The sequence below is a fragment of the Arsenicicoccus sp. UBA2120 genome, assembly GCF_002330965.1.
GTDB classification, from domain to species: domain Bacteria; phylum Actinomycetota; class Actinomycetes; order Actinomycetales; family Dermatophilaceae; genus Arsenicicoccus; species Arsenicicoccus bolidensis.
Map to the genome: position 1 here is coordinate 76,846 of NZ_DCYC01000087.1, position 10,699 is coordinate 87,544.

14 protein-coding genes and 1 pseudogene are annotated in these 10,699 nt (G+C 72.0%); 12 read left to right on the forward strand and 3 right to left on the reverse strand.

The genetic code is table 11. The features are described 5' to 3' along the window. Positions 1 to 25: 25 nt before the first annotated feature. Entirely contained in the window at positions 26 to 1,258 is a 1,233-nt protein-coding gene (locus B2P18_RS15095) for an MFS transporter (RefSeq protein WP_286961453.1), read from the forward strand. A gap of 68 nt (positions 1,259 to 1,326) precedes the next feature. Here B2P18_RS15095 and B2P18_RS15100 read toward each other — a convergent pair whose 3' ends face one another. Further along, entirely contained in the window at positions 1,327 to 1,869 is a 543-nt protein-coding gene (locus tag B2P18_RS15100) for a hypothetical protein (protein WP_286961456.1), read from the reverse strand. Between the two features lie 133 nt (positions 1,870 to 2,002). Here B2P18_RS15100 and B2P18_RS15105 point away from each other — a divergent pair, with 133 nt between their 5' ends. The 8 genes and pseudogenes from B2P18_RS15105 (at position 2,003) to B2P18_RS15140 (ending at position 6,962) form a co-directional block, all read left to right on the forward strand. Beyond that, on the forward strand, positions 2,003 to 2,389 hold the full coding sequence (locus B2P18_RS15105; protein ID WP_286961458.1) for a YciI family protein: 387 nt from the start codon (positions 2,003 to 2,005) through the stop codon (positions 2,387 to 2,389). A gap of 1 nt (position 2,390) precedes the next feature. Next, positions 2,391 to 2,786: a YciI family protein gene (locus B2P18_RS15110; RefSeq protein ID WP_019287339.1), complete on the forward strand. Its 396-nt coding sequence runs from the start codon at positions 2,391 to 2,393 to the stop codon at positions 2,784 to 2,786. Then, positions 2,783 to 4,039: an RNA polymerase sigma factor gene (locus B2P18_RS15115; protein ID WP_286961460.1), complete on the forward strand. Its 1,257-nt coding sequence runs from the start codon at positions 2,783 to 2,785 to the stop codon at positions 4,037 to 4,039. The genes B2P18_RS15110 and B2P18_RS15115 overlap by 4 nt, the downstream gene beginning before the upstream one ends. 832 nt (positions 4,040 to 4,871) lie before the next feature. Further along, positions 4,872 to 4,961: pseudogene (locus B2P18_RS15120) on the forward strand (RNA polymerase subunit sigma-70); the annotation flags it as partial. 143 nt (positions 4,962 to 5,104) lie between these two features. Beyond that, positions 5,105 to 5,677 (forward strand): sigma factor-like helix-turn-helix DNA-binding protein, encoded by a 573-nt coding sequence (locus B2P18_RS15125; protein WP_286958900.1) that lies wholly within the window; start codon positions 5,105 to 5,107, stop codon positions 5,675 to 5,677. Positions 5,678 to 5,739: 62 nt separating this feature from the next. Continuing rightward, complete coding sequence (locus B2P18_RS15130) at positions 5,740 to 6,207, forward strand: carboxymuconolactone decarboxylase family protein (protein ID WP_019287341.1); 468 nt, start codon at positions 5,740 to 5,742, stop codon at positions 6,205 to 6,207. Positions 6,208 to 6,408: 201 nt separating this feature from the next. Next, positions 6,409 to 6,654 (forward strand): type II toxin-antitoxin system ParD family antitoxin, encoded by a 246-nt coding sequence (locus B2P18_RS15135; RefSeq protein ID WP_019287342.1) that lies wholly within the window; start codon positions 6,409 to 6,411, stop codon positions 6,652 to 6,654. Then, entirely contained in the window at positions 6,651 to 6,962 is a 312-nt protein-coding gene (locus B2P18_RS15140) for a hypothetical protein (RefSeq protein WP_286958899.1), read from the forward strand. The genes B2P18_RS15135 and B2P18_RS15140 overlap by 4 nt, the downstream gene beginning before the upstream one ends. Before the next feature lie 25 nt (positions 6,963 to 6,987). Here B2P18_RS15140 and B2P18_RS15145 read toward each other — a convergent pair whose 3' ends face one another. Further along, the gene (locus B2P18_RS15145) at positions 6,988 to 7,209 is read right to left on the reverse strand and encodes a type II toxin-antitoxin system Phd/YefM family antitoxin (RefSeq protein ID WP_286958898.1); all 222 of its coding nucleotides are present in this window, start codon (positions 7,207 to 7,209) and stop codon (positions 6,988 to 6,990) included. A gap of 118 nt (positions 7,210 to 7,327) precedes the next feature. On the opposite strand from B2P18_RS15145, the gene B2P18_RS15150 reads away from it, so the two are divergent. Both B2P18_RS15150 and B2P18_RS15155 read left to right on the forward strand, forming a co-directional pair. Then, a complete protein-coding gene (locus B2P18_RS15150) occupies positions 7,328 to 8,254 on the forward strand; it encodes an NADP-dependent oxidoreductase (protein ID WP_286958897.1) in 927 nt (308 codons plus the stop codon). Next, positions 8,251 to 9,006: a phosphotransferase gene (locus tag B2P18_RS15155; protein ID WP_286961461.1), complete on the forward strand. Its 756-nt coding sequence runs from the start codon at positions 8,251 to 8,253 to the stop codon at positions 9,004 to 9,006. The genes B2P18_RS15150 and B2P18_RS15155 overlap by 4 nt, the downstream gene beginning before the upstream one ends. Before the next feature lie 72 nt (positions 9,007 to 9,078). On the opposite strand, the gene B2P18_RS15160 is transcribed toward B2P18_RS15155, so the two are convergent. Next, a complete protein-coding gene (locus tag B2P18_RS15160; protein ID WP_286958895.1) occupies positions 9,079 to 9,693 on the reverse strand; it encodes a TetR family transcriptional regulator in 615 nt (204 codons plus the stop codon). A gap of 158 nt (positions 9,694 to 9,851) precedes the next feature. Here B2P18_RS15160 and B2P18_RS15165 point away from each other — a divergent pair. Beyond that, positions 9,852 to 10,699 (forward strand): ABC transporter permease (locus B2P18_RS15165; RefSeq protein WP_286961462.1); only part of this gene is annotated, 848 nt, incomplete at its 3' end.

The window sequence follows — 10,699 nt, forward strand, 5'->3', positions numbered from 1 at the left end:
CCCGCACGTGGGGTTGACTGGACGGGTGCCTGCCGCCGCTTCGAGCCGCCCGGGCCTGCGCGCGCACCCCCGGTTCGTCACGGTGGTGGCGGGCGAGGGCTTGTCGATGCTCGGCGACTCGGCCTTCGACATCGCCCTGGCCTGGATGGTCCTGCACGAGACCGGATCCGTCGCGGCGCTCGCGGGCGTGATGCTGGCCCAGGCGGTCCCGCGCGGTCTGCTGCTGCTCCTCGGCGGCGCCATCACCGACCGGATGAGCGCGCGTCGCGTCATGCTCGCCGCGCACGTCGTCCGCGCCGTGACCATGGCGGTCCTCGCCGCCCTCGTGATCAGCGGCTCCGTGCAGATGTGGCACCTGTATGTCGTGGCCGTGGTCACCGGCATCACGGCGGCGATGTTCACCCCGGCGTCCGAGTCGGTGCTGCCCCACCTGCTGCCCGAGGCGGCCTACGCCCGCGGCAACGCCGCCCAGGGGTTCCTCGAGCAGGTGTCCTACCTCCTCGGCCCGGTGATCGGGGCCGGCCTCATCGTGCTGGGTGGAGCAGGTGCGGCCATCGCCGCCAACGCGCTCACCTTCGCCGTAGCGGCGTACACGGTGCGCAGCGTGCCCCGCGGCGCCCACGTCGAGGGAGAGGCCGGCGCCGGCATCCTCGCCGACATCAGGGTCGGGCTCGCGCACGCCTGGCGCAGTCACGAGACGCGCCTGGTCCTGCTCATCGTCGCTGCTGCCACCCTGTCCTACAGCGGCCTCTTCGCCGTGGGGCTGCCGACCCTCGCAGCCTCCTGGACGTCGTCCCCCTGGGCGCTCAGCGTGCTCGTGTCCGCCTGGGGCGCAGGCCAGCTCATCGGCACGGCCGCTGCTGCGGTGACCGGCCTGCCGGACCGGTGGGGTCTGCTCATCATCGGCATGACCCTCGCCGAGGGGTCCGCCTTCGCGCTGCTCGGGCACACCCCCTCCGCCTGGGTGGCCGCCGCGATCCTCGTCCCGCTGGGCATCGGCGTGGCCTACAGCTCCGACGTGGCCCTGCCGACCTTCATCCAGACGCGCACCCCCAAGCACCTCCTGGGGCGGATCAGCGCGCTGCTCGGCCTGCCGCGGGTCGTGCTCGAACCCCTCTCGATCGCGGTCCTCGGCGCAGCGCTCCACCGCTCCATCGCGTGGGGCTTCGCGCTGGCCGCCGTCCCCGTCCTCGTGCTCGGCCTCTACCTGCTCGCCGACCCCGTCGCGCGCGGGCTACGCGCCGACGCTGACGCCTGACGCCTGAAGCACGGCGACGACGGCGACGACGCCGACGACGCCGACGAGGCAGGCGACCGGGTTCTCGTTCAGGGGCGGGCCTTCGCGACGGCCCTCAGTCGCCGGCGCTCGTCCTCGGGGAGGTCAGGGGTGACCCGCTTCCGCCTCAGAAACGCGAACAGCAGGATGCACACGGTCGTGATGATCGTGACCGCGACGAGCCAGGCCGGTCGGGTGGCGGTGAAGGGCATCACGACATACGGCACGGCCAGGATCGCAGCGATCCACCAGAGCATCGAGCGGAACCGTGGGTTGTCGCCGAGCCGCTCGCGTGCCCGTTCGCGCTCGATGGCGCGCAGGGTCACCCGCCCACGCTGCTCCCCGGCCGCCAGCGCCTCGTCGACCACCGCCTTGTCCTCGTCGGAGAGCAGGTCGTAGCCGGTCGACGGCTTGCCGACGATCCGCCTGGCCAGCAAGGGACTGAGAACGCAGATCCCGAGACCGAGGATCATCCCGCTGATCAGCTCGCCGGACAGGTCCTCGGTCGGGTCGAAGGCGGAGATCCACGCCCGCACGCACCCCAGGTGGATCACCGCCAGGGTGTAGTACGCCACCACGGATGGTCGAGGCATGGACATGGCGACAGGATGCCACCAAGGTGTCGTTCTGGAGGGCAGTCCTTCGTAGAAGGGACAGGCGGTGACCGAGGGTCGCCGTCGGCGAGACGTCACCCGGCGCTCGCCGCGACCAGGAGAGGAAGCGACCGTGCCGTCATACCTGATCTCGTTCAACGACGAGTGGGTGTCCCCGCACACCCACGAGCAGCTGCTGGCCAAGAGCGTCGCGGGGAACCGCGTGATCGCTGAGATGCAGGCCGAGGGCGTCTTCGTCTTCGGCGACGGCGGGCTCGACGCCTCCACCGTGCTGTGCAGCGTCACGGCGCAGGACGGCGCGCCCGTCCACACCGACGGGCCGTATGCCGAGACCAAGGAGCACCTCGGCGGTTTCACCATCGTGGAGGTCGCTGACGACGAGGCCGCCCGCTACTGGGCGGGACGTCTCGCCGTCGCGCTCGACTGGCCGCAGGAGGTTCACCGGTTCCCGGCTCCGCCGCAGGCCGGCCCAGCAGTCCCCACCCACACGGACGAATGACATGCCCAGATACCTGCTGTCCGTCTACGGCCCCGCCGAGCGCGGCAAGCCCGGCGACCCCGGCCACTTCCCGACCAAGGAGGCGATGCTCGAGGCCTTCGCCGAGACCGGCGCCTTCAACGACAAGCTGCAGCGCGACGGCCACTTCGTCTTCGCCGACGGGCTGGAGCCGGTCGCCAGCGCCACCACCGTCGACGGTCAGGGCGACCAGCCCGTCCTCACCGACGGCCCCTACCTGGAGGCCAAGGAGCACCTCGGCGGCTTCTGGGTGATCGAGGCGCGTGACCTCGACGAGGCGCTCGCCCTCGCCGCCGAGGGGTCCAAGGCCTGCCGCGGCAAGGTCGAGGTCCGCCCCTTCCAGACCGAGGAGTCCGTGCAGGAGATGCTCGACGGGTGACGGTATCCCCGGTCGACGAGGCGATCGCCCGCACCCACCGCGAGGAGTGGGCGCGGGTCGTCGCCTCGCTCGCACGCCGCTTCGGTGACCTCGACCTCGCCGAGGAGGCGGCGGCCGACGCCTGGGTCGCGGCGGTCGAGCGGTGGTCCCGGGACGGCATACCGCCCAACCCCGGCGGCTGGCTCACCACCACCGCCACGCGCCGAGCCATCGACCGGCTGCGACGCGAGTCCCGCCGCGACGTGAAGCAGGAGGCGGCATACCGGCTGGTCGACGACAGCCCGCCCGTCACCACCGGGGCGGTGGAGGACGACCGGCTGCGGCTGGTCTTCACCTGCTGCCACCCCGCGCTCGCCACGGAAGCACGAGTTGCCTTGACGCTGAGGCTGATCGGCGGGCTCACCGTCGCCGAGATCGCCCGCGCGTTCCTCGTGCAGGAGGCGACGATGGCGCAGCGGATCACCCGTGCCAAGGCCAAGATCAAGGCCGCGCACATCCCCTATTGCGTGCCGTCGGAGGGCGACGTCCGCGAGCGGCTGGCCGGGGTGCTGGCGGTGGTCTTCCTGATCTGCAACGAGGGCTACCTCGCCTCGTATGGCGACCAGGCCCTGCGCGCCGACCTCACCGACGAGGCGATCCGGCTCGGGCGGCTGCTGCACACGCTGCTCCCCGACGACGGCGAGGTCACCGGCCTGCTCGCCCTCATGCTCCTGACCGATGCCCGCCGGTCGGCGCGGCTTTCGCCGACCGGGGCGCTGGTGACGCTGGCGGAGCAGGACCGCGGCCGCTGGGACCGCGCGCTGATCCGCGAAGGGCACGTGCTCGTGCACGAGTGCGTCGACGCGGTGGCCTCGGGCGGCGATCCGCCGGGTCGCTATCAGTTGCTCGCCGCGATCAATGCCGTTCACACGCATGCGCGCTCGGCACGTGAGACGGACTGGGGGCAGGTCGTCACGGTCTACGACCGGCTGGTGCTGGTGGACCCGTCGCCGATCGTGCGGCTCAACCGGGCGGTCGCCGTCGCCGAGCTGTATGGCGCAGCCCGGGGCCTCGCCGAGGTGGACGAGGTGGCCGGGGTTCTCGACGGCTACCACGCGATGCACGCGACCCGCGCGGACCTGCTGCGCCGGCTCGGGCGTGAGGGTGACGCGCGGTCGGCATACGACCGGGCGCTCGCGCTGACCGACAACCGGGCCGAGCGCACCTATCTGGCCCGCCAGCGCGACGACCTCCCCGGCCCCGACCGGAAGTGACCCGTCGGGGCGCCGACCTCCCCACCCGCCGCCTGCACCCGCCCGGAAGTGACCCGTCGGGTCGCGCCGAGCGGTCAACTCGCGCGCCACACGACCGGACGTGACCCGTCGGGGCGCGCTGGACGATCAACCCGCAGCTCAGACGACCAGAGGTGACCTGTCGGGGCGCGGACCTCCCGCCCGCCACATGCACCCGACCGGAAGTGACCCGTCGGGGCAGGTCGGCGCCCCACGCGCGGCTCTAGGCGACGGGAAATGACCCGTCGGGGCGGCGAGCTCCCCATCCGCCACATGCACCCGCCGGGAAGTGTCCCGTCGGGTCGCGGTGGAGGATCAACCCGCACGCCACCCGACCGGAAGTGACCCGCCGGGGCGCGGACCCCCCACCCGGCGCCTGCACCCGCCCGAAAGTGACCCGTCGGGGCGCGCTGGACGGTCAACCCGCACGCTACCCGACCGGACGTGACCCGTCGGGGCAGGTCGGCGCCCCACACTCGGCTCTAGGCGACCGGAAGTGACCGTCGGGGCAGGCCGACGGGCCAGACGCGGGCCTAGGCGACCGGAAGTGACCCGCCGGGGCAGGTTGGCCGGCCAGACGCGGGCCTAGGCGACCAGAAATGACCCGTCGGGTCAGCTCGTGCGCGAATGGCGGCGGACGCGCGTTACGTCAGGGCGGTGCCGGCCGTCATTCCCATGACGACACCGACGGAGGAAGGTGGTCACCATGGACGGTCTGACCGGAGGTGGAGACGGAGGCAGCGACGGAGACGCTGACGTCCTCGCCGCGGCCTTCGAGGCACACCGGGGTCGGCTCGAGGCCGTCGCCGTGCGGATGCTCGGGTCGCGGACCGACGCCGAGGACGCCCTGCAGGAGGCGTGGTTGCGGCTGTCGCGCCAGGACGTGGACAGCATCGACAACCTCGCGGGCTGGCTGACCACCGTCGTCGGTCGTGTCTGCATCGACGTGCTGCGGTCCCGTGCGAGCCGGGGCGCGACGGCATACGACGAAAGACCCCCGAGCTGGTCGTGGTCGAGGACGGGAGCCCGGCCCCCGAGGAGGAGGCCGTGCTCGCGGAGTCCGTCGGGCTGGCGATGCTCGTGGTGCTGCAGACGCTCACCCCGGCCGAGCGGCTGGCGTTCGTGCTGCACGACATGTTCGCCGTGCCGTTCGCCGACATCGGTCAGATCCTCGGCCGGTCGACGGACGCCACCAAGATGCTGGCCAGCCGGGCCCGGCGCAAGGTCCGGGGGAGACCGGCGGACCCGGGCCACGGGCGTGAGGGGCGCGCCGTCGTCGCGGCCTTCCTCATGGCTGCGCGGGAGGGCGACTTCGACGGGCTGCTCGCGGTCCTGGACCCGAACGTCACCCTGCGCATCGACAACCCGCGCGGATCTAGCGTGCGCATCGGCGCCACGGAGGTCGCGACCGTCGCCGAGCGCGGCGCCCGCGGCGCGGCGATGGCCTGGGAGGCGATCGTCAACGGCCTGCCGGGCGTGGTGTTCCGGAGCAAGGACGGCAGGGCCTTCGGCGTCGTGGGGTGCACGGTCGTGGACGGGCTGATCGTGGAGATCGTGTCGGTCAACGACCGCGCCCGGGTCCTGGCGGCCGGTGTGCGGGACCGTCCTCCGGCGGGGTGACGGTGTTACGTCTGTGGCCGGGCCGCCGTCATACGGGTATCACCGCAACCAAGGAGAACGTGATGGAAGCCCGACTCAACCCCTTTGCCCACGACACCCTCATGACCATCCTCCCGCACGTCATCTCGGCCGGCCGCGCCGCGAGCGGAGCGCTGCCCGAGCGCGTCGCCGAGCTGGTCAACATCCGCGCCAGCCAGATCAACGGCTGCGGCGCCTGCCTCGACATGCACGTCAAGGAGGCGCTCCACGCCGGCGAGACCCCGCTGCGCGTCAACCTCGTGGGGGCCTGGCGCGAGACCACCGTCTTCACCGAGCAGGAGCGCGCCGCACTGGCGCTCACGGAGGAGGGCACCCGCCTCGCCGACAGCACGGGCGTCAGCGACGAGACCTGGTCGTATGCCGCCCACCACTTCGACGAGTCGACGCTCGGTGCCCTGGTCGCCCAGATCGCGCTCATCAACACCTTCAACCGCTTCAACGTCATCACCCGCCAGCAGGGCGGTCACTACGAGGTCGGCCAGTTCGCCTGACTCACCGCGTGGAGTGCAAGCCCCCGACATCCCCGACATCAACGGATGCCGGGGGTGCGGTGCGCCCCGGTGCGCCCCGGTGCGCTGATCAGGCACCCGCGGCGACGAGTGTCTTGCGTCCCAGCAGACCTTCCGTATCTCGACGTGCGAAGTAGGATTGAGTCCTACTCACGAGGGGGCCCGATGCGAACGACACGACAGATGAGCGTGACCTTGCCGCTCGAGATGGCGGACATGGTGCGGGCTCGAGTGCGCTCGGGGGACTACGCCTCGGAGAGCGAGGTGGTGCGTGAAGGCCTCCGCGCGCTCGCTGCACGTGACCGCGCGGTGGAGTCGTGGTTGCGGGACTCGGTGTTGCCTGCGTACGACGGGCTTCGTGCTGACCCCTCCCGAGCAATGTCTGCAGACGAGGTGCGGCACCGGATGGCCCAGGCCCGCGGCCGGTGAACTACGGCGTCTCGTTCGACCCCGATGCGCTTGACCAGCTCATGGCCCTTGAGCGCCACCTCGTGCGGGTGGCTCACCCGCCGGTCGTCGACGCGTACCTCACGGCGGTGATCGCCTATTGCGAGGGGCTGGGGGTGCTGCCGCACGGCGGCACATCCAGGAGCGATCTGCGACCGGGACTACGGACGTCCAGCTACAAGAAGGGCGTCCTCGTGGCCTACGTGGTCGATGACCGACTGCGCAACGTCACCGTCCTCGGCATCTTCTTTGGTGGGCAGGACTTCGAGTCTCTGCTGGAAGGTGAGTAGATGCGCAGATCTGCGCTGGCGGCGGTCACTCCCACGCTGCCAGCTCCGCCTGCGTCGGCGGAGCGTCGAAGTCGTCCGGCACCTCGAACCGCATCATCCCGAACGTCCGTGGTGCCGGCGCGGCCGCAGGGACCATGCGGGCCACGGGTCGCTCGTCCCTCAGGATCGTGACCTCGTCGCCAGCTTGCACCTCGTCGAGTGCCTGCCCGAGGTGGGCCCTGAGGTACTGCTCCGTGTGGTTGCGCACGGACCCAATCTGAGCCACCGCTGCTCGAGGGTCAACAGGCGCTGCTGTGGAGTGTGGCGCGCCGCAGGAGGAGACTGCGAGCACGTTTGGCTGCGGACATCGAGGTGGAGGAGAGCTGATGCGCATCTACGGATTCACGGAGTATGGCGGGCCCGAGGTCGAGCGCTTCCTGGACGTGCCGGACCTGGTGGTGACGCCGGGCGCGGTGCTCGTCCGTCTGCGGGCCGCCGGGCTCAACCCCGCCGACATCAAGGTCCGCAGCGGGCAGCGCCAGGGCAAGGTCGAGGTGCGCTTCCCGATGGCCATGGGGCGCGAGGCCGCGGGCACGGTGGTCGAGGACCCGTCGGGCCGCTTCCGCGAGGGCGAGCTCGTCTTCGGTTCGTGCGCCTCGGGATTCGGCGCTCTCGGCGGTCTCGTCCTGCTCGAGCTCGACCAGACGGCGCGCCTCCCCGACGGGGTCGAGGCGGAGCAGGCCGCCTGCATCCCCGTCGCCATCGGGACGGCGTGGGATGCCCTCGGCGAGCTGGGGGTCGGGACGGGTGGCGCGGTCCTGGTGCTCGGAGCCGGGGGAGGGGTGGGCGTGCACGCCGCGCAGCTCGCCGCGCACCTCGGGGCCCGCGTCATCGGGGTGGCGAGCGCGGCCAAGGCCGAGCTCGTCGCGAGCGCGGGCGCGGAGCACGTCGAGTCCGGGGATGGCTGGGCCGAGGTCGTGGCGGAGCTCGCGGCCGAGGGTGTCGACGCCGTGGTGGACGCCGTCGGCGGGGACACGCTGCGGCAGGCCGCCGCCCTGGCCAAGCACCCGTCGGCGATCCGGAGCTCGGCCTCGCCGGCGCTCGCGACCGAGCTGGGCGGGTCGGGCATCACCCGTCGTCGGGACGCGTCGGTGTATGCCGAGCTGGCCGATCTCGTGGCCCGGCAGGACCTCCGACCTGTCATCCACGCGACCTACCCGCTGGCCGAGGCGCCGGCAGCGGTCGCGGAGGTCGCGTCGGGTCACGCCACCGGCAAGACCGTCGTGACCGCCCTGGGAGTGTCGCCTCGGTGACGGGGGACGAGCAGGAGGAGAGGCTCGAGGGCGGCAACGCCACCGAGGGCGTGGTCCGGGTCGGCGACACCGTCCGCAAGCCGTGGCTTCCCACCACCGAGCGGACCATCGGCTACCTGGAGACGCTGCGCGAGCGGGGCATCGACGTGCCGGCGACGCACGGGCGCGACGAGCGGGGCTGGCTCGTCCTGAACTACGTGCCCGGGACCCTGGCGATGGACGTCGCCCCGCTCGGCACGGACCAGGTGTGGCGGGTGGGTCGGCTCGTGCGGTCGATCCACGACGCGAGCGTTGGCCTGCCGGTGCCGGACGACTGGCCGGTGCTGCTTCCGGCATACGGACCAGACCTGTTGTGCCACAACGACCTTGCGACCTGGAACCTGATCATCGACGGCGACCGCTTGGTCTTCATCGACTGGGACGGAGCCGGCCCGAGCACGCGCCTGTGGGACCTCGCGTATGCCGCGATCGCGTTCGCGCACCTCTTCCCGGGCGCCGACGTGGCGGAGTCGGCCGAGAGGCTCGCGGCGTTCGTCGACGGCTACGGCGCAGATCGCGGTCTGCGAGATGCGTTGCCCGCCACCATGATCGATCGCGCCCAGGCGATGCACGACCTGCTCAGGAGCTCGCACGAGACCGGCCGCGAGCCCTGGGGCAGCATGTATGCCGAGGGCCACGGCGAGCACTGGCACGGCACCGTCGAGTTCATCCGTGCGCACGAACGACATTGGCGCACAGCCCTCGTCGACTAGGGCGTGTTGAGCCCGCACGTCCGAGATCGGGGCCGCTTCTGGTGGCTATGACCACCAGGAGCGGCCCCGATGTCAGGAGATGCCGTCGGGGAGGGGGCCGGTGAGGTAGCCCTGGACGGTGGGGGCGATCATCGTGACGAGGTCGTCGAAGCTGTGCGCGACCAGCGGGGGAGCCTTGAGGATGTAGCGGCCCAGGGCGATGCCGACGATGTGCGTCATGGCGGTGGCCATGCGCAGGCCGGGATGGTCGTCGGGGAGGTGCGGAAGCATGTCGTGCAGCACCGCCTCCACCGCGAACTCGCGGAACTGGTCCAGGGCCTGGTCGTTGGCGAAGGCCGACACCACCAGCGCGCGGAGCGGAGCTGCGGTGACCGGGTCCTCCCAGAGGCCGAGGTAGGAGCGGGTCAGGCGCTCGCCCCACTCCTCCTGCGGCCCAGTCGCCGACTCGCGGACCGCGGCCATCGCCTCCGGGGGCAGCGCCAGTGATGCGGCGAAGAGCCCTTCCTTGTCGCCGAAGAAGTGCCTGATCAGGCCCGGATCGACGCCGGCCTGGCCGGCGATTGCGCGCAGCGTCGCCCCCTTGTAGCCGTGCTGGGTGAACTGGTCGCGCGCGGCGTCGAGGATCGCGTCCTTGGTGGAGACCGGCCCGGGGCGGCGGCCCGTCCGGCCGTTCGTGTCGACGCTCATCCGTCACTCTCCTTGCTGCGGTGTCTTCTCCAGACTGTATGCCGCCGGTGTTGACTTCTACAATTGTGGAGTTCTACGCTTGTGGAAATCCGGGCCATTGAACCGCTGAGTCGTCATACGACCTCCGGACCCCGGCCGCACTCGATCGAGGAGCCACCATGACGACCAGCACCGCCACCCGCGCCGACACGAGCACCGCCACCCATCGAGGGGGCGCCGGCCCGCGCGTCCTGCTCGGCGCCATCCTCGGCATCCCGACCGTCATCGCCCTCATGCTCCTTGCCTTCGCCGCTCCCGCGCTGAGCTCCGGCGCCAAGGACCTGCCCCTCGCCGTCAGCGGCCCCGCACCTGCCGTCGCGCAGCTGACCGGGATGCTGGGCAAGGCCAGCCCCGGCACCTTCGACGTCGCGACCTATCCCACGGCGCAGGAGGCGGCGACCGCCATCCGTGAGCGCGAGGCGATCGGTGGCCTGTCCGTGGCGCCCACCGGCGTGACGGTGCAGACCGCGGCCGGGGCGGGTGCGCCATACTCCGCTCTGCTCAAGGGGATCGGCGCCCAGCTGGCCGCCAAGGGTCAGCAGGTGACCTACTCCGAGCTGGCGCCCATGCCCCAGGACGACCCCGCCGGCGCCGCCCTGATGACCCTCGGACTGCCCCTCATCTTCGGCGGTATGGCGTCCGCGGCCGCCCTCGTCCTCGCCTACCGCGGCTCCGCTGCTGGGCGTCTCGGCGGCGTCCTGGCAATCTCGGCGCTCGGTGGGCTCGTGGCGACGGCGATCCTGCAGCACGGCTTCGGGGTCCTCGACGGCAGCTACTGGCTCACGTCAGCCGCGGTCGCTGCGGGCATCGCCGCCATCTCGGCGACCGTCGTCGGCCTCGGCTCGCTGCTGGGCGTCGCCGGGATCGGCATCGGTGCGGTGCTGATGCTCTTCGTCGCCAACCCGCTGTCGGGGCTGGCCACCGGTCCTGCCTGGCTGCCCCAGCCGTGTGAACCGCCCCGGGTTTG

Excerpts from the sequence above, each read along its gene's own strand:
- B2P18_RS15100 (WP_286961456.1), bottom strand. The coding sequence starts at position 1,869 with ATGCCTCGACCATCCGTGGTGGCGTACTACACCCTGGCGGTGATCCAC.
- B2P18_RS15110 (WP_019287339.1), top strand. The coding sequence starts at position 2,391 with ATGCCCAGATACCTGCTGTCCGTCTACGGCCCCGCCGAGCGCGGCAAG.
- B2P18_RS15130 (WP_019287341.1), top strand. The coding sequence starts at position 5,740 with ATGGAAGCCCGACTCAACCCCTTTGCCCACGACACCCTCATGACCATC.
- B2P18_RS15135 (WP_019287342.1), top strand. The coding sequence starts at position 6,409 with ATGAGCGTGACCTTGCCGCTCGAGATGGCGGACATGGTGCGGGCTCGA.
- B2P18_RS15150 (WP_286958897.1), top strand. The coding sequence starts at position 7,328 with ATGCGCATCTACGGATTCACGGAGTATGGCGGGCCCGAGGTCGAGCGC.
- B2P18_RS15160 (WP_286958895.1), bottom strand. The coding sequence starts at position 9,693 with ATGAGCGTCGACACGAACGGCCGGACGGGCCGCCGCCCCGGGCCGGTC.